The sequence below is a fragment of the Mesorhizobium sp. M0587 genome (assembly GCF_040320945.1).
Classification (GTDB): Bacteria; Pseudomonadota; Alphaproteobacteria; order Rhizobiales; family Rhizobiaceae; genus Mesorhizobium.
Genome location: NZ_JAMYQP010000005.1, coordinates 115,310 through 132,096, shown reverse-complemented (window position 1 = coordinate 132,096; position 16,787 = coordinate 115,310). Strand labels below are relative to the sequence as shown.

Below are 16,787 nucleotides of genomic sequence, written 5' to 3'. Positions count from 1 at the left end.
CCGATTTGGGCTGACTTGATATAGTCGCGCCATCGGGCTTCTCACAGGGGCAGTTCGATGCGGATCGGGGCCAGGTGGGGGCGGCGCAAACGCTGGTGACTATCAACTCAAACTGAAGCAATTGCCCAGCAAGTGATTGCGGCCCGGAACGCGGTTGTCCACTTTCCCAGCCCTCGAATCCTCCTCTACAGTATCGCCAACCTCGAAAGGCACCCCATGAGCAGCGCGTACCCGCAGATCCATCTTGTCCGGCATGGCGAGACGGCGTGGAGCCTTTCGGGGCAGCATACCGGGCGCACCGACATGGCGCTGACGGCGGCCGGGGAGGTGGCGGCGCGGAGCCTCGCGGCGCAGCTGAAAGGCCTGCCGTTCTCGGCCGTGTGGTCGAGCCCCTCGCAGCGCGCCTACGGGACCAGCGTGCTGGCCGGCTTTGGCGAGCAAAGCGTCAAGATGGACGATCTGCAGGAGTGGGACTACGGCGCCTATGAGGGGTGGACGACGAAGCAGATCCTGGCCGAGCGGCCGGGCTGGAACGTTTTTCACGATGGCTGCCCGCAAGGCGAGATGGCGGCCGATGTCGGCGCCCGCGCCGACAGGGTCATCGATCGCTTGCGCAAGGCCGATGCCGACGTGCTGATCTTTTCCAGCGCGCATTTCCTGCGCGTGCTGACCGCCCGCTGGCTCGGTCTGCCGCCGCAAGGCGGCGCACTGTTCGTGCTCGATACGGCCAGCATCAGCGTGCTCGGCTACGAGCACGATCCGAGCGAACCGGTGGTACGCAAGTGGAACCTGTAGCGAGCAATCACGGGAGCACGTTCGGCAGGCCGAAGGCAGCGAACAGGTCTGTGCCGAACGGGCCGACATAGACCGTAAGCGAGGCGATGCCGCCGTCGGCCGGCTCGATGACATGCAGCGATTGCGCGCTCCATTCGGGCTCCTGGTGGCGGCGTGCGTAGAGCGCGACGGCGGGCTGGCCGTTGGCCCTTGTCGCCACTGCCTCGTAGGCGGAGAAATTGCCCCAGACGGTCTTGAAGAAACCGCGGATCGCCTCCCGGCCCTGGTACCAGTCGCGCCATGGCGGCATGTGATAAATGGCGTCCTCGCGCAGCAGTTCGACGAAGCCGTCGAGATCGGCTGCCTGCCAGGCCTGCATGTAGCGTTGCAGCAGCAGGTTCTCTTCGCCGTCGGTAGGCCGCGCGCGCTGCAAAGGGCGCCCCGCGGGATGACGCAGCGCCAGCGTCGCGCGGGCGCGTTGCAGGACGCTGTTGATCGAGGCGGTCGAGCCGCCCAGCAGGTGCGCGGTTTCCACTGCCGACCAGCCCAGCACGTCGCACAGCAAAAGAGCGGCGCGCTGCCTTGGCGGCAGAAGCTGGATCGCGGCGACGAAGGCGAGTTGCACCGCCTCGCGCGTTTCGTAGCGTACGTCCGGGCCGGGCTCACCGTCGACGAGGTCCGGCAGTTCGGCGTCCGGGTAGGGCTCCAGCCAGGCGAGCTCGGCGGCGGGTCCGGCAGCGGCGCGCCCCTCGGTCGGCGGCCGGCCGGGCGCTTCGAGAATGCGATGCGCCGACGACCGCGCCTTGATGGCGTTGAGACAGCTGTTGGTGGCGATCGTGTAGAGCCAGCCGCGCGGCGAGCCGCGCCCGTCGAATTGCGATCTTGCGCGCCAGGCTTTCAGGAACGTCTCCTGGACGAGATCGTCGGCCTCGTGCAGCGAGCCCATGATGCGGTAGCAGTGCAGCTTGATCTCGCGGCGATGCGCCATCGTCAGCCGCTCGAAGGCCAGCCGATCGAGGATCGGCTGGTCTTGCTGGCCCATTGGCTCAAGCGAGCCGGGAGCGTCTGTCATGCCGAGCCTGCCGCGCTGAGTTTTGCTGGCATCCTGCGCGCCTCATGCCGCCGCCGCAAGGCCGCTGCCGCTGGCCGTGAAGGAGACGCCTTGCAATCCCCCGCCGGCGAGCGCGACCACGGCGCGTCCAACGTCGGCCGGCGTCTGCACGTCGGTCAGGCCGGCGAGGAAATCCGCCGGGCTGATGCCGAGATAAGCCGAAACGCCGGCGATGCCGTCTTGGCCTACACCTGTGCCGGCCATGATGCGCATCGGCGCCAGCGCCATGAAGCGCAGGCCCAGGCCCAGCCGGTCCGCCTCCTTCTGGCTGTGCGCGGCAAGAAACATCTGCATGCGCTTGGCGCCGGAATAGCCGCCGGAATTGGGCGGCCCGCCGCTGATTGCCGCGCCGCTGGAGATCAGCACGACGCGGCTGCCCGGCTTCAGCCGGCCCTGGAGTGCGGCCTTGCAGAACAGGAACGACGCCTTGACGTCCATCTCCCAGTTCGCCGAGAAGGCTTCCCAGCTCTGGTCCTGCACCGGCGCGGATGGAGCGAGCGCACCGGCACAGATCACCAGCACGTCCGGCTCGAGCGCGGCGAACACCGCATCGGGCGCGGTGTCCTGCGTGGCGTCGGCGGCAAGCGTCCTGACGCCTGGCCTCTCCCAGGAGAGTTCCTTCAAAGCGGCCGTGCCGCGGGCGACGGCGAGTACCGTCGCGCCCTCGCCGAGGGCGGCTTCGACGATCGAACGGCCGACACCCCGGCTGCCTCCGACCACGACGACATTCTGACCTTGCAACGATCCCATGGATCACCTCGCTTTTCCCGGCCCGGACGATTCCGGTACCTGTTGATCAGGACAGCGCGGACGAGGGGAAATCATCGGTGGGCCGAGAATTTATTTTAAGGGTGCTTATCCGCTCCGTCGCCGTCTTGGGCGAAGGAAGAGCGAAGTGACGCGCCGCAGGCCGCTCGTCGGAGGCGGCGCTGAAGAAGTCGGCACCCATCGTCGAGTTCTGGGCGCCATAGAGATCACTCACCCGTCCAGCAGCGCCAGCTCCTCGGGCGCCAGGTGCCGCGCCGTGCCCTTGGCGAGGTCGCCGAGTTGCAGGCGGCCGATGGCGATGCGGATCAGGCGCTTGACCTCGATGCCGTGGGCGGCGAGCAGGCGGCGGATGTGGCGGTTGCGGCCTTCGTCGAGCACGATCTCCAGCCACGCGGTGCGGCCGCCGCTGCGCAACAGAGCGATCGAGTTGGTGGTCAGCGTCTCGCCGTCGACGGTCACGCCGGCGCGCAGCGCCTCCAGCATTGCCGTGTCCGGCACCGTACCGACCTGCACATGATAGGTCTTGGGCAGATGCGACGCCGGATCCAGCAGGCGGTTGGCAAAGCTTGTGTCGTTGGTCACCAGCAGCAGGCCTTCGCTGGCCTTGTCGAGGCGGCCGACGGGCGCGACGAAAGGCAGGTCGAGCCCTTCGAGGCAGGCATAGACGGTATCGCGCTGTTGCGGGTCGTCGCGAGTGGTGACCACCCCGCGCGGCTTGTTGAGCATCAGGTAGACCTTGCGCTCGGCAACGACTTGCTCGCCGTCGACGACGATGCGGTCTCGGCCGAGGTCGACACGCAGGGAGGCATCGCGCGCGACCTTGCCGCCGACGCGCACGCGGCCTTCCGCGATCAGCAGTTCGGCCTGAGTTCGCGAGCACAGGCCAAGCTTGGACAGGGCGCGGTTCAGGCTGACGCCAGGGGATTTGCCGGTGTTTAGTGGCCGTCGTGGTGTCATCTTGCTGTCGCCGGTTCGGCCGACTGATGGCATGGGCGACGCTGGCTTCGCAAGCAGTACCCGCCGCCGCGCTCTACGGCGCCCCCCCCTCTGTCCTGCCGGACATCTCCCCCCATTTGGGGGGAGATCGGCCTTAACCACGGGTTTCGCCGATTTGCGGCTTTGCAAGAAGAGAGCCGGCGATCAAGCTGCCAATCTCCCCACCCGTGGGGGAGATGTCCGGCAGGACAGAGGGGGGCGCCGTAGAACGCCATGGTTTTGACCGTTCCCTGCTTCAACACCCAGGTCGCGGCAGGCGTACCTCAGGCCGCGGCGGCCTCGCTGGCTATGCCGTTCAGCACGGCGAGGGCGTCGTCCGGTAACTCCAGTTCCGCCACTGCCAGGTTCTGCCGGAGATGGCCGACCGAGGACGTGCCGGGAATGAGCAGTATGTTGGGTGCGCGGCGCAGGAGCCAGGCGAGCGCCACCTGCATGGGCGTGGCACCGAGTTTTTGGGCGACACCGGCCAGCGTGTTCGACTGCAAGGGCGTGAAGCCGCCGAGCGGGAAGAACGGCACATAGGCGATGCCGGCCGCGCCGAGCGCGTCGATCAGCGCGTCGTCGTTTCGGTGCGCGATGTTGTAGAGGTTCTGCACGCAGGCGATCGGCACGATGCGGCGCGCCTCTTCGACCTGGGCAAGGGTGACGTTGCTCAGCCCGATATGCCTGACCAGGCCCTGCTGCCGCAGCTCGGCCAAAACCGAGATTTCTCCGGCGATCGAGCCTTCGGCCGGTTCATGCAGGCCATCGAAGCGGCGGAAATTCACCACGTCGAGCGCGTCGAGGCCGAGATTGCGCAAATTATCATGCACGGCCTGCCGGAGCTCTTCCGGCGCCTTGGCTGGAAGCCATGCGCCCTCGGCGTCGCGCCGGGCGCCGATCTTGGTGACGATGGTGAGGTTGGCGGGGTAGGGGTGCAGCGCCTCGCGGATGATCTGGTTGGTGACGTGCGGGCCATAGAAATCGCTGGTGTCGATGTGGTCGACGCCGCTCGCCACCGCCTCGCGCAGCACGGCAAGCGCGCCGTCGCGGTCCTTGGGCGGGCCGAACACGCCCGGTCCAGCCAGTTGCATGGCGCCGTAGCCGAGGCGCTTCACGGTGCGGTCGCCGAGCTTGAAGGTGCCGGCTTTGCTGATGTCGGTCATGGGTCTCATCTCCTTTGGATCGGCCAGATATAGACAATCCAAGCCTGAACGATAATGTGGTGCAATCGATACAGCCTGTGCGGAAAGGCGAACAATGGCAGCGGACCTCGGCGACCTCCAGGCATTCATGGCGGTGGCGCGCGCCGGCGGTTTTCGCGAGGCGGCGCGGGTAAGCGGCGTCAGCGCCTCCTCGCTCAGCGAGACGGTGCGGCGGCTGGAGACCGGGCTCGGCGTGCGCCTCCTCAACCGCACCACGCGCAGTGTGGCGCCCACGGAAGCCGGCGCGCGCCTGCTCGAACGGCTCGGCCCGGCGCTGGGCGAAGTCGAGGCCGCGCTTGACGTCGTCGACGGCTTTCGCGGCCGCCCGGCCGGCACGCTGCGGCTCAACGTGCCGGTGGTCGCAGCGAAACTGGTGCTGCCGCGCCTCTTGCCGCCTTTCCTCGCCGCCTATCCCGATATCAGGCTGGAAGTGACCGCCGAGGACAGTTTCGTCGACATACTGGCGAGCGGCTGCGATGCCGGCATCCGCTATGACGAGCGGCTGGAGCAGGACATGATCGCCGTGCCTATCGGCCCGCGCCGGCAGCGTTACGCCGCCGCCGCCGCGCCGGCCTATCTCGACCGGCGCGGCCGGCCCGCTCATCCGCGCGACCTGCTCGGCCACGCCTGCCTGCGCGGCCGCTTCGCCAGCGGGGTGACGCCGGCCTGGGAATTCGAACGCGACGGCGAGGTGGTGAGCGTCGACCCGACCGGCCCGCTGCTGGTCAGCACCGGCACTGCAATGGCCCTTGCTCTGGAGGTGGCGGTCGCCGGCGGCGGCATCGTCTCGCTGTTCGAGGACTGGCTGCGCCCCTATTTCGACGACGGCCGGCTGGAGCCGGTGCTGGAGCCCTGGTGGCAGGAATTTTCCGGCCCGTTCCTCTACTATCCCGGCCGCCGCCTCATCCCCGCGCCGCTGCGGGCGTTCATCGATTTCATCGGTGGGATGCGGTGGTGAGGCTTGGGTGGGCGCGGAAATCGGGCTGGTGCTTGGCCTGTCACGGAGCTGTCATGTTCTGCGGATAGCTATGAATCCATAAATCTGGATAAATCGATTCATGGACAAGGCAGCGGCACTGCTTGCGCTCTCTTCACTCGGTCAGGAGACAAGGCTGGAGGTGTTCCGGTTGTTGATCCGGGCCGGGGCCGAAGGTCTGCCGGCCGGCGAAATCGCCACGCGACTGGGCGCGGTGCAAAACACCATGTCGGTGCATTTAAAAATCCTCGGCCTCGCCGGCCTGGTCCATTCCGAACGCGAAGGGCGCAGCATTCGCTATGCGGCTGACATGAGCGGATTTCGCGATCTTCTGGCCTATCTGATGGAGGACTGCTGCGACGGCGCGCCGGAGCTATGCCAGCCGATCATCCAGGCGGTTACATGCAAATGCTAGATGGCGCCGCCAGCGAGAACGCCGGTCGCCCGGGCGGCGTCGCCTTCGATCTTCCACGCCGCCTCGCGGCCGAAGCGCTCGGCACCGCCATGCTGGTTGCCACGGTGATCGGCTCGGGCATCATGGCGGATCGGCTGACCGCAGACGTCGCGCTTTCGCTGCTCGGCAATACCATTCCAACGGGCGCCATCCTGGTGGTGTTGATCACCACGCTGGGGCCGGTTTCCGGCGGCCATTTCAACCCGGCCGTGACATTCGTTTTCGGGCTGCGGCGCGAAATCGGATGGCTTGCGGCGCTGGGCTACGTCGCCGCGCAGATTGTTGGCGGCATCGTCGGCACGCTGGTCGCGCATGCCATGTTCGAGCTGCCATTGGTGGAGATCTCGGCAACGGTGCGAAGCGGGCAGGGGCAGTGGATCGCCGAGCTGGTCGCAACCTTCGGCCTGGTCTTCGTCATCCTTGCCGGCTTGCGTTTCCGTGGCGACGCCGTCCCCTGGCTGGTCGGTCTCTACATCACCGCCGCCTACTGGTTCACCGCTTCGACCTCGTTCGCCAATCCGGCCGTCGCCATCGCCCGCGCCTTCTCGAATACGTTTGCCGGAATCCGGCCATTCGATGTTCCGGCCTTCATAGGTGCGGAGCTGGTGGGCGCGCTGCTCGCCCTGACGTTCGCCGGCTGGCTGCTCGCGGAACCCAAAGCCGTCACCCAAGGGAGGGCATCGCAATGACAATTACCATCTATCACAACCCGGCTTGCGGCACTTCGCGCAACACGCTGGCGATCATCCGCCAGTCCGGCGAAGAGCCGGAGGTGATCGAATATCTGAAGACGCCGCCTTCGCGCGACAGACTGATCGAATTGATCGCGGCGATGGAGATGAGGCCACGCGACCTGCTGCGCGAGAAGGGCACGCCTTACGCGGAACTCGGCCTTGGCGATCCCAAGTGGAGCGACGACGAGATCCTCGACTTCATGCTGGCGCATCCGATCCTGATCAACCGACCGATCGTGGTGACGCCGCTCGGCGTCGTCCTGGCCCGACCGTCCGAAAAGGTGCTCGACATCCTCCCAAACCCGGACATTGGTCCGTTCATCAAGGAGGATGGCGAGGTTGTCATCGACGCCACCGGCAAACGGGTCGTTTGAGCATTATTTCGATATTTGTCGAAATATGGCTTGACGGCATTGTTCCCCGGTCTATGTTATTTCCATGAAACTCGAACAAGCGGCCAAACAGCTCGAAGCGCTCGGCAATCCGACGCGGCTGAACCTCTATCGCATTCTGGTCAGGGCCGATGAGGCGGGCAGGCCGGTCGGCACCTTGCAGGAGAGCCTGGGCATCGCCGCTTCGACGCTCTCGCATCATCTGCACCGTCTGATCCTGACCGGGCTTGTCAGCCAGGAGCGGCAGGCGACGACGCTGATCTGTCGCGCCAACTATCCGGTCATGAACGATCTGCTCGGCTTTTTGGCGGACGAGTGCTGCGCTGATGCGGCTTGCAACCCCTCAGCGGACATCGCCGCGGCATAATTTTTTGTTGTTATTTCGATAATACCAGAAGGATAGAAAGTATGATCATGCGAGACGATCTACCGATAGCGGTCATCGGCGGCGGTCCGGTTGGCCTGGCGGCGGCCGTCCATCTGCTGGCGCGAGGCCTGCCGGTGAAGCTCTACGAAGCCGGCGACGGCGTTGCGGCCAGCCTTCGGGACTGGGGCCATGTCCGGGTGTTCACGCCGTGGCGTTACTGCGTCGACCAGACTGCTGGAAAGCTGCTCGAAAGCCATGGCTGGCAGATGCCGGAGGCCGAGGCATTCCCGACTGCGGATGACCTAGTGGCAGTCTATCTCGAACCGCTCGCCAGGCTTCCGGAAATCTCGCCTTCGATCGAAACCAACGCCCGTGTCGTCGCCATATCGCGCTGGGGCGCCGACAAGATGCGGAGCAGGGGGCGCGCGGCGCGGCCATTCATGCTGGTGGTCGAAACCGCCAATGGCATCAGGCGCGACAGTGCCAGTGCCGTCATCGATGCCTCGGGCACATGGCTGACGCCCAACCCGCTCGGTGCCGGCGGTGTGAAAGCTGAGGGCGAGGCGGAATTCGCCGATCGGATAGCCTATGGCATTCCCGATATTCGCGGCCGCGACCGTGCGCTTTATGCCGGCCGCACCACCTTGGTCGTTGGTTCGGGGCATTCGGCCGCAAACGCCTTGCTCGATCTCGCCCGATTGGCTGCTGTCGAGCCCGGCACGGCTTTCACCTGGGCAACACGCGGAACCGATCTCGCGCGTCTCTATGGCGGCGGGGACGCCGACCAATTGCCGGCACGCGGCGAACTGGGCGCCGATATCCGCGACCTAGCCGAAAGCGGCCGGGTCGGGCTGGTCACAGGCTTCGCCACCACCGCCATCCGCGAGCAGCACGGCCGGCTGATGGTCGAGGGCCGGACCCAGGATGGTGTCCTGGAACTCGGCCCGTTCGACCGTATCGTCGCCGCGACCGGACAGCGGCCCGATCTTTCGCTGACCAGGGAGCTCAGGCTCGATCTCGATCCGTGGCTGGAAAGCGTCAAGGCGCTTGGGCCGCTCATCGATCCCAACGAGCATTCCTGCGGCGACGTGCCTCCGCACGGCCACCGCGAACTCAGCCACCCGGAGCCCGGTTTCTACACGGTCGGCATCAAGAGCTATGGCCGTGCGCCGACCTTCCTGCTGCTGACCGGCTACGAACAGGTCCGCTCCGTCGCGGCGGCAATTGCCGGCGACATGCCGGCGGCCGACACTGTCCAATTGGTGCTGCCCGAAACCGGCGTCTGCACGGTGCCGGCGGGTACCGCTTCGACGGGCTGTTGCGGCGGGCCGCCGCCGGCGGAAGTCGACGCCTGTTGCGTGGCTGACGCCGAGGCCAAGGCAGCCGGCAAAAAAAGTTGCGGTTGTGGATGCGCCAGCGAGATGGAAGCCGCCGAGTGAGCGACGATAAAATCCCCGCCGCCGCCATCTGGGTGCTCGGCGTCACCCAGATCATCGGCTATGGCACGCTGTACTACAGCTACAGCATACTGGCGCCGGCGGTCGCGGCGGAACTCGCCTGGTCGCAGCAATGGGTGTTCGCCGTGCTTTCGGTGTCGCTGCTGGCAAGCGCCGTTGTGGCGCCATTTGCCGGCAATCTGGCCGACAGGTTCGGGGCCGGGCGCCTGATGGTGCCTGGATCGCTGGCGGCGGCGGGCGCGTTGCTTCTCTGCGCGCTGGCGCCCGGGCGTATCGGCTTTGCCGTGGGCGTGCTGGCGATGGAACTCGCCTCCTGCTTCGTGCTTTACAGCACGGCCTTCGTCGCCATCGTGCAGCTCGGCGGCGGGCGCCGCGGCATCACCCATCTCACCTTGATCGCCGGCTTCGCCTCGACCCTGTTCTGGCCGCTGACGACGCTGCTGCACCACCATCTCGGCTGGCGCGAGGTGCTTGTAATATTCGCCGCGCTCAATGCGTTGGTCTGCCTGCCGATCCATTGGTGGCTGGCCCGGCTCCCCGGCCGTTCCGGCAAGGCGCTGGACAGGATCGTCCCGGCCACTGCCGGCGTTTCGATCCCCACCGCTAGCCGGCAGTGGTCGCCCCTGTTCATACTGGTGCTGGCAGGCTTTGCCATCGAGGGTTTCATCCTGTCGGCCATCCTTGTGCAGATGGTGCCTTTGCTCGCCATGGTCGGCCTGGGTGGGGCTTCCGTGCTGGTCGCGAGCCTGTTTGGCCCTTCGCAGGTGGCGAGCCGCCTGGTCAACATGCTGTTCGGCCGCGGTCTGTCGCAGACGTGGCTGGCGCTCGGCGCGACCGCCGCGCTGGCCGGTGGCCTTGCGGTGCTGCTGCTCACGACGCCGTCGGTTGCCGGCGCCATGCTGTTTGCCGTGCTCTTCGGTTTTGGCTCCGGCCTGATGAGCATCGTCGGCGGAACGCTGCCGCTCGAATTGTTCGGCCATGCACGCTATGGATCCTATGTCGGCTGGATCACGGCGGCGCGCCAGTTCAGTTCCGCCTTCGCCCCGTTCGGCCTGACCTTGATGATCGCCGGCCTCGGCGTCCAGCCGGCTTTGTGGCTCAACGTCATGGTCGGGCTGTTCGGCATCGCAACCTTCGGCGCCATCGCGCTGATCGGCGGGCGCAAGCCTCAAAGAAGCGGCTCGGCCGACGCCGCGGCGCCGGGCGCGGCGATGGCCTCGCCCCCGCCTTGGCGGTGATTGGGGCCGTGACCGCTCCTCCCGCGCCGATCATCAAGAACCATCGCCATCGATGCCGAGCCGTCGACAGTCTGGCGTGTGCTGACGACGCCTCGGATGATCGCAATGGATGTCCGACGAGGAATTGACCGTCAGCCTCGACGACGGGCATGTCGGCGAGGCAGTCGTGATGCGCGGTTTCATCGCTGGGGGGCCGGCTTTTGCCCATCGAAACGCCTCGCCAGGTCGCGAATGCGGTCGGCGACCGCGCTGTCGACCGGATTGTAGACGGTCAGGCTCAGATCCGGGCGGCCGTCGACGGCGAACCCTGAATACTCCAGTTCGATATCGCCGAGTACCGGGTGCTTGAGGCGCTTTGTGCCGTCGCCATGGCTGAGCACGTCGTTTTCGCGCCACAGGGCGGCGAATTCGGGGCTGACGCTGCACAGCTCGTCGACGAGTTCGCGTACCTCGGACACCGCGCCGGCGCGTGCCGCATCGGCCCGGAACGCGCCCACCACAAAGCGGGCCAGACTTTCCCAGTCGTGCTGCTTTTCGCGGATGGCCGGGCTGCGGAACATGAAGCGCAGGATGTTGCGCTGGCCGGCCGGCAAGGCGCTGTAATCGGTCAGCACGACCTGCGCGGCGCCGTTCCAGGCAACGACGTCCCAGGTGGCGGTCCTGACAATAGCCGGGCTTGCATCGAGCGTGTCGATGAGGCGCTGCAGCCGGGGGCTGACGCCTTCCACGCCGATGTAGCGGACCTCGGGCGGGCGTCCGAGCCCCAGCATGAAAAGATGCTCGCGCTCGGCCTCGGTCAGCATCAGCCCCTTGGCGATGCGGTTCAGCACGTCGGCAGAAGGCGCACCGCCACGGCCCTGTTCCAGCCATGTGTACCATGTCGGACTGATGTTGGCGCGCTGGGCGACCTCTTCGCGGCGCAGCCCCGGCGTGCGCCGGCGGCCGGAGAAGCCGAACGAGGCCGGATCGAGCCGTGTGCGACGGTCTTTCAGGAAGGCAGCGAGCGTGCCGGCTGAGTTTGTGGGCATCCTGTTAGCCATTATATCCTGTTGGCAATTATAATAGGATAAGATCACTACTTTAAGGGAATAATAGACCATCGATATTACGCATGCAACCGCAGGAGATTTTGCATGCGTATCTTCCTCACCGGCGCGACCGGTTTCATAGGCTCGGCGATCGTTCCCGAACTCATCCAGGCCGGCCATCAGGTGGTCGGCGTCACCCGCTCCGACGCGGGCGCAGAGGCGCTGGCCGCGGCCGGCGCCGAAGTGCATCGGGGAACGCTAGAGGATCCCGAGGGCTTGCGCGACGGCGCGGCGAAGGCGGACGCCGTGATCCACACCGCCTTCGACCACGATTTTTCCCGCTTTGCCGAGAACTGCGAAAAGGACAAGCGCGTCATCACCGCGCTCGGTGCGGCACTCGCCGGATCCGACCGGCCGCTGGTGATCACTTCCGGCGTCGGCGTGGGCAGCCCCGGACACGGCGAGCTTGCGAGCGAGGACGTCTTCAACGCCAGCCATCCCAATCCGCGCATCGCCTCGGAACTGGCCGGCAATGCCTTGCTGGAGGCCGGCGTCAACATCTCGGTGGTGCGCCTGCCGCAGGTCCACAATCCGGTCAAGCAGGGGCTCATCACGCTGCTCGTCGAAATCGCGCGCCAGAAAGGCGTCTCGGCCTATGTCGGCGAGGGCCGCAACCGCTATTCGGCGGGCCATCTCCTGGACGCGGCGCGGCTCTACCGGCTTGCGGTGGAAAAGCGTCAGCCGGGCGCGCGCTACCACGCGGTCGGCGAGGAGGGGGTCGAAGTGCGTGCCATCGCCGAGGCGCTTGGCCGGGGTCTGAAATTGCCGGTCGTCTCGATCGCGCCGGACAAGGCGGCGGAGCATTTCGGCTGGATGGCGATGTTCGCCCCGATGGATCTGCCGGCCTCCAGCGCGCTGACCCAGGCGCGGCTGGGCTGGCACCCGACCGGTCCGACGCTGATCGCCGATCTTGAGGCGATGCGATACGCCGATTGATGCAGGCACGAACCAGCCTCGATGAGGGGTGACGGCCAATTCGTCACCCCAAGCCGAGAAGATTGCCAGCTTCGAACGCCAGATGGTGGACGTCACTTCTGGCCTCGCCGCCCTTCGGCGACAGGTGACGTGCGGCTTCATACGGTGTCTCCAGTATGGGCTCAGGCGCGGTTCGAAGTCGTGCCGCGGCTGGAGAATGGAAGCCGGGCACCGCGGCCCGGCCATATTCCGACAATTCCGATCATTGGCCCAGCTGTTATATCGATGTTGCACAAATGGTTGACCCTGGGTTAGCATCCCAGCGCAGGCGCCGATGGGAGGATCTTTTACAGCGGCGACCGGCTGGAGCGGCATGCGCTGTCTCGCGCAAGGAGGATGCTCCAACACTTTGAACCGACGCATGGTTCTTCCTGAAACCGATCCCCGGTTTCCGGGGTCGTGCGTTCTTGTGGAGGAGGAACCCATGAACAGACGTGAATTCCTGCTGTCGTCCGCCGCCTTCGGCGCCATGATGGTTGCCGCGCCCTCGGCGTTTGCCCAGGACAAGCTCACCATCCTTGGCTCGGTGCCCAGTCTCGGCTTTCCGTTCTTCGTGCACATGCTGAACGAGATCAAGGCCGAGGCGCAGACGCAGGGCGTCAACCTGACCGAAAGCGACGGCCAGAACTCGGCGACCAAGCAGACCGCCGACATCGAGGCGGCCCTGGTGCAGAAGGTCAACGCCATCGTCATCTCGCCGCTCGACGTCAACGCGCTGGCCCCAGCGATCGAGGAAGCAGTCAAGGCGGGCGTTCCCGTGGTGACGATCGATCGCCGCGTCGACGGTGTCGAAGGCATCCTGGCCCATGTCGGCGCCGACAACGTCAAGGGCGGCGAGGCGGAAGCCAGCGCCGTGGTGGCGGCGTTTCCCAATGGCGCCAAGCTGTTCCATCTGCAGGGCCAGCCGGGCGCCGGGCCGGCGATCGACCGCAACAAGGGCGTGCACAACGTGCTCGATCCGCTGAAGGACAAGTATCAGATCGTCTTCGAGCAGACCGCCAACTTCGCCCGCGCCGAGGCGCTGTCCGTGACCGAGGCCGGCCTTGCCGCCAACGGCAAGCCGGACGCCATCATCTGCGCCAATGACGACATGGCGCTGGGCGCCATGGAGGCTTGTGCCGCGCGCAACTTCGCCGACGTCAAGATCTACGGCTTCGACGCGCTGCCGGAAGCGCTGGTCGCGGTCCGCGACGGCAAGCTCGCCGGCACGGTCGAACAGTTCCCCGGCCAGCAGTCGCGCACCGCGGTGCAGATCGCGGTCGCCTACGCCAAGGACAAGACCGAGCCGAAGGAGAAGCTGGTGCTGTTGACGCCGATCGTCATCGGCAAGGACAATCTCGACAAGGCCGAGAGGCTGAACGAGACGAAGTAGGCTGATTGGAAAGGCCGGCGGGGCAGCGCCCCCCTCTGTCCTGCCGGACATCTCCCCCTCCAGGGGGGAGATTGCCTGGTTCTCAGCTTTCGCCAATCTCCGACGTTGCAGGAAGCGTGCGCCATCAACACAGCCGATCTCCCCCCTTGAGGGGGAGATGGCCGGCAGGCCAGAGGGGGGCGTTCACGCGCTGACGAGGCCAGCATGAACCGCACCCAGGGAGCAACTCTTGCCAGCTGAAGCCACACCCGTCCTGCTTTCCGTCGAGGGCCTGACCAAGCATTTCGCGGGCGTTACGGCGCTCAGCGATGTCTCGCTCGACATCCGCCCCGGCGAGATCCTCGGCCTGCTCGGCGAAAACGGCGCCGGCAAATCGACGCTGCTGAAGATACTCTCCGGCGTCATGCCGCCGTCCGGCGGGCACATCACCTTCGACGGCGCCGACTACCAGCCGGCGAGCCCGCAGGATGCCAAGCGGCTCGGCATCGTCACCATCTACCAGGAGCTCAGCCTGATCCCGACGCTGACGGTGGCGGAGAACATTTTCATCGGCCGCGCGCCGACCGGGCCGCTCGGGCTGGTCAGCTGGCGCAGGATGGAGGAAGCCTCCCGCGCGATCGTCGCCCGCGTCGGCCTCTCCATCGACCCGATGACGCCGGTCTCGGCGCTGTCCGTGGCCGAACAGCAACTGGTGGAGATTGCCCGGGCGTTGTCGCTGGAAAGCCGTCTGATCATCATGGACGAGCCGACCTCGGCGCTGACCGAGACCGAGGTGCAGCGGCTGCTGTCGATCATGGACCGGCTGCGCAGGGACAAGGTCGCCATCATGTTCGTGACCCACCGGCTGGAGGAGGCCTCCGCCATTTGCGACCGCATGACGGTGCTGCGCGACGGCAGGCTGGCCGGACACCTCGAGCGCGACGACGGACGACCGATCCAGTTGCCGAAAATCATCGAGAAGATGGTCGGCCGCGCCGCGTCCGAGCTCTATGCGCGGCCGGCGCAGCGCGCGGTCGCCGGCGATGTCGTGCTGTCGGTGCGCGGCCTGCGGACCGTGCGCGACCCCGAGGCGCCGCACGCGATCGTGCTCGACGGCGTCGACATCGACCTCAAGGCGGGCGAAATCCTCGGCGTCGCCGGCCTCGTCGGCTCCGGCCGCACGGAGCTGGCGCGTGCCATTTTCGGCGCCGATCGCATCGCGGCGGGCACCATCACGCTCGACGGCAAGGCAATTGCGCCGGGCTCACCCGCCGACGCCATCGCGCTCGGCATCGGGCTGGTGCCCGAGGACCGCAAGCACCAGGCGATCTTTGCGGCATTGGGGATCCTGCCGAATTTCTCCGTCGCATCGCTGGGCACGTTCAGCAACGGCTTCGGTTTCATGGCCGAGCGGCGCGAGCGCGATGCGCTGTCGGGTTTTCGGAAAATGCTGTCGATCCGCATGGCCTCGGCCGAGCAGGCGATCGAGGGCCTGTCGGGCGGCAATCAGCAGAAGGTGATCCTGGCGCGCTGGCTGGCACGCGATCCGAAGGTGCTGATCGTCGACGAGCCGACGCGCGGCGTCGATGTCGGCGCCAAGACGGAAGTGCACCAGATCCTGGTGCAATTGGCGGCGCGCGGCATCGCGGTGATGATGATCTCGTCCGAACTGCCCGAGGTGCTGGCGGTGTCGGACCGGATCGTGACCATGCGCAGGGGGCGCATCACCGGGCAGATGCCGGGCGTCAAGGCAAACGAGGAAAGATTGATGGAACTGATGGCGCTCGACAGGCAGGATGCGAAGGGGCAGGCACGATGAGCATCGCCGAAGAACGGAATCAGCGCGGCAGCGCCACGGTCGCGCGGTTGTTGATGAGTTTCGGACCGCTGCTGTTCCTGGCGGCGCTGGTCGTCGTCTTCACCGTGCTGAAGCCGAGCTTCATCGACCCGATCAATTTGTTCAACATCACGCGGCAGATCTCGATCACCGGCCTGATCGCGCTCGGCATGACCTTCGTCATCCTCACAGCCGGCATCGACCTTTCGGTCGGCTCGCTGCTCGCCTTCTGCGGCATGGTCGCCGCCGTCGTCGCCAAGGGCGGCACCGCCAACACGCTGTCGCTGTCGACGTCGGGAACACAGGGCTATGGCTGGTTCGCGGCTCTCCTGGCCGCCGTCGTGGTGGGAGCGGCGGCCGGCGGCGTGCAGGGGCTTGCCATTACCCGGCTGAAAGTGCCGCCCTTCGTCGTCACGCTGGGCGGGCTGACGGTGTTTCGCGGGCTGACGCTGACCATCTCCAATGGCGGCCCGATCTCGGGCTTCGACGCCTCGATGCGCTGGTTCGGCACCGGGCTGATCGGGCCGGTGCCGGTGCCGGCGATCATCTTCGCGGTGGCCGCCATCCTGTGCCACATCGTGCTGCGCTACACCCGCTACGGCCGCGCCGTCTATGCCGTCGGCGGCAATGCCGAGGCGGCCCGGCTGTCGGGCCTGCGCGTCGACCGCATCCTCATCTCGGTCTATGTCATCGTCGGCTTCTTCGCCGGGCTCGCCGCCTTCGTGCTGTCGGCCAGGCTCAACTCCTCGGAAGCGGTCGCAGGCATCGGCTATGAGCTGACAGTCATCTCGGCCGTCGTCATCGGCGGCACCTCGCTGTTCGGCGGCATCGGCTCTGTCGGCGGCACGGTGGTGGGCGCGGCGTTGATCGGCGTGCTGCAGAACGGGCTGCAGTTCAACAACGTCTCCTCCTACACGCAAAGCATCGTCATCGGCCTGATCCTGATCCTGGCGGTGGCGTTCGACCGGTGGCTGAAGTCGCGGGTGCGACGGTGAGGGCCAAAGGGGACGGTCAGCGCTCGTCGCCCCCTCTGTCCTGCCGGACATCTCCCCCCTCAAGGGGGAAATTGGATGTCATGACTGCCT

At 66.6% G+C, this 16,787-nt stretch carries 17 protein-coding genes and 1 pseudogene; 13 read left to right on the top strand and 5 right to left on the bottom strand.

Annotated features, from left to right (window positions below):
- The first annotated feature begins 216 nt into the window (after positions 1-216).
- The gene (locus NKI49_RS06590) at positions 217-795 is read left to right on the top strand and encodes a histidine phosphatase family protein (RefSeq protein ID WP_352601715.1); all 579 of its coding nucleotides are present in this window, start codon (positions 217-219) and stop codon (positions 793-795) included.
- Positions 796-802: 7 nt separating this feature from the next.
- On the opposite strand, the gene NKI49_RS06585 is transcribed toward NKI49_RS06590, so the two are convergent.
- From NKI49_RS06585 to NKI49_RS06570, 4 genes are all read right to left on the bottom strand, one after another.
- Entirely contained in the window at positions 803-1,846 is a 1,044-nt protein-coding gene (locus tag NKI49_RS06585; RefSeq protein ID WP_352601713.1) for an RNA polymerase subunit sigma-70, read from the bottom strand.
- A 42-nt stretch (positions 1,847-1,888) separates the two neighbouring features.
- The gene (locus tag NKI49_RS06580) at positions 1,889-2,635 is read right to left on the bottom strand and encodes an SDR family NAD(P)-dependent oxidoreductase (protein WP_352601711.1); all 747 of its coding nucleotides are present in this window, start codon (positions 2,633-2,635) and stop codon (positions 1,889-1,891) included.
- Positions 2,636-2,863: 228 nt separating this feature from the next.
- On the bottom strand, positions 2,864-3,610 hold the full coding sequence (locus NKI49_RS06575) for a pseudouridine synthase (protein WP_352601709.1): 747 nt from the start codon (positions 3,608-3,610) through the stop codon (positions 2,864-2,866).
- Between the two features lie 302 nt (positions 3,611-3,912).
- On the bottom strand, positions 3,913-4,794 hold the full coding sequence (locus NKI49_RS06570) for an aldo/keto reductase family oxidoreductase (protein ID WP_352601707.1): 882 nt from the start codon (positions 4,792-4,794) through the stop codon (positions 3,913-3,915).
- 94 nt (positions 4,795-4,888) lie between these two features.
- Between NKI49_RS06570 and NKI49_RS06565 the strand changes: the two genes are divergently transcribed.
- The 7 genes from NKI49_RS06565 (at position 4,889) to arsK (ending at position 10,451) form a co-directional block, all read left to right on the top strand.
- Positions 4,889-5,791: a LysR family transcriptional regulator gene (locus tag NKI49_RS06565; protein ID WP_352695576.1), complete on the top strand. Its 903-nt coding sequence runs from the start codon at positions 4,889-4,891 to the stop codon at positions 5,789-5,791.
- Positions 5,792-5,891: 100 nt separating this feature from the next.
- Positions 5,892-6,224 carry an ArsR/SmtB family transcription factor gene (locus NKI49_RS06560; protein WP_352601703.1) on the top strand — a complete coding sequence of 111 codons (333 nt, stop codon included), beginning with the start codon at positions 5,892-5,894 and terminating at the stop codon, positions 6,222-6,224.
- On the top strand, positions 6,212-6,952 hold the full coding sequence (locus NKI49_RS06555) for an aquaporin (protein ID WP_352601701.1): 741 nt from the start codon (positions 6,212-6,214) through the stop codon (positions 6,950-6,952). The genes NKI49_RS06560 and NKI49_RS06555 overlap by 13 nt, the downstream gene beginning before the upstream one ends.
- Positions 6,949-7,371 carry an arsenate reductase (glutaredoxin) gene (arsC, locus tag NKI49_RS06550; protein ID WP_352601699.1) on the top strand — a complete coding sequence of 141 codons (423 nt, stop codon included), beginning with the start codon at positions 6,949-6,951 and terminating at the stop codon, positions 7,369-7,371. Before NKI49_RS06555 ends, arsC begins: the two co-directional genes overlap by 4 nt.
- Before the next feature lie 64 nt (positions 7,372-7,435).
- A complete protein-coding gene (locus tag NKI49_RS06545; RefSeq protein WP_352601697.1) occupies positions 7,436-7,756 on the top strand; it encodes an ArsR/SmtB family transcription factor in 321 nt (106 codons plus the stop codon).
- A gap of 41 nt (positions 7,757-7,797) precedes the next feature.
- Positions 7,798-9,195, top strand: a complete 1,398-nt coding sequence (locus NKI49_RS06540) for an FAD-dependent oxidoreductase (protein WP_352601695.1) — start codon at positions 7,798-7,800, stop codon at positions 9,193-9,195.
- Positions 9,192-10,451, top strand: coding sequence for an arsenite efflux MFS transporter ArsK (gene arsK / locus NKI49_RS06535; protein ID WP_352601693.1), 1,260 nt, complete (start codon positions 9,192-9,194; stop codon positions 10,449-10,451). Before NKI49_RS06540 ends, arsK begins: the two co-directional genes overlap by 4 nt.
- A 179-nt stretch (positions 10,452-10,630) precedes the next feature.
- Here arsK and NKI49_RS06530 read toward each other — a convergent pair whose 3' ends face one another.
- Complete coding sequence (locus NKI49_RS06530) at positions 10,631-11,479, bottom strand: helix-turn-helix transcriptional regulator (RefSeq protein WP_352601691.1); 849 nt, start codon at positions 11,477-11,479, stop codon at positions 10,631-10,633.
- A 105-nt stretch (positions 11,480-11,584) separates the two neighbouring features.
- On the opposite strand from NKI49_RS06530, the gene NKI49_RS06525 reads away from it, so the two are divergent.
- From NKI49_RS06525 to NKI49_RS06510, 5 genes and pseudogenes are all read left to right on the top strand, one after another.
- On the top strand, positions 11,585-12,475 hold the full coding sequence (locus NKI49_RS06525) for an SDR family oxidoreductase (protein WP_352601689.1): 891 nt from the start codon (positions 11,585-11,587) through the stop codon (positions 12,473-12,475).
- Between the two features lie 463 nt (positions 12,476-12,938).
- Positions 12,939-13,886, top strand: a complete 948-nt coding sequence (locus tag NKI49_RS06520; RefSeq protein ID WP_027024653.1) for a substrate-binding domain-containing protein — start codon at positions 12,939-12,941, stop codon at positions 13,884-13,886.
- 313 nt (positions 13,887-14,199) lie between these two features.
- Positions 14,200-14,628 (top strand): annotated as a pseudogene (locus NKI49_RS33350) (ATP-binding cassette domain-containing protein); the annotation flags it as partial.
- On the top strand, positions 14,623-15,684 hold the full coding sequence (locus NKI49_RS06515; RefSeq protein WP_502899514.1) for a sugar ABC transporter ATP-binding protein: 1,062 nt from the start codon (positions 14,623-14,625) through the stop codon (positions 15,682-15,684). The pseudogene NKI49_RS33350 and the gene NKI49_RS06515, both read left to right, overlap by 6 nt.
- A complete protein-coding gene (locus tag NKI49_RS06510) occupies positions 15,681-16,697 on the top strand; it encodes an ABC transporter permease (protein ID WP_352601685.1) in 1,017 nt (338 codons plus the stop codon). The genes NKI49_RS06515 and NKI49_RS06510 overlap by 4 nt, the downstream gene beginning before the upstream one ends.
- Positions 16,698-16,787: the final 90 nt, after the last annotated feature.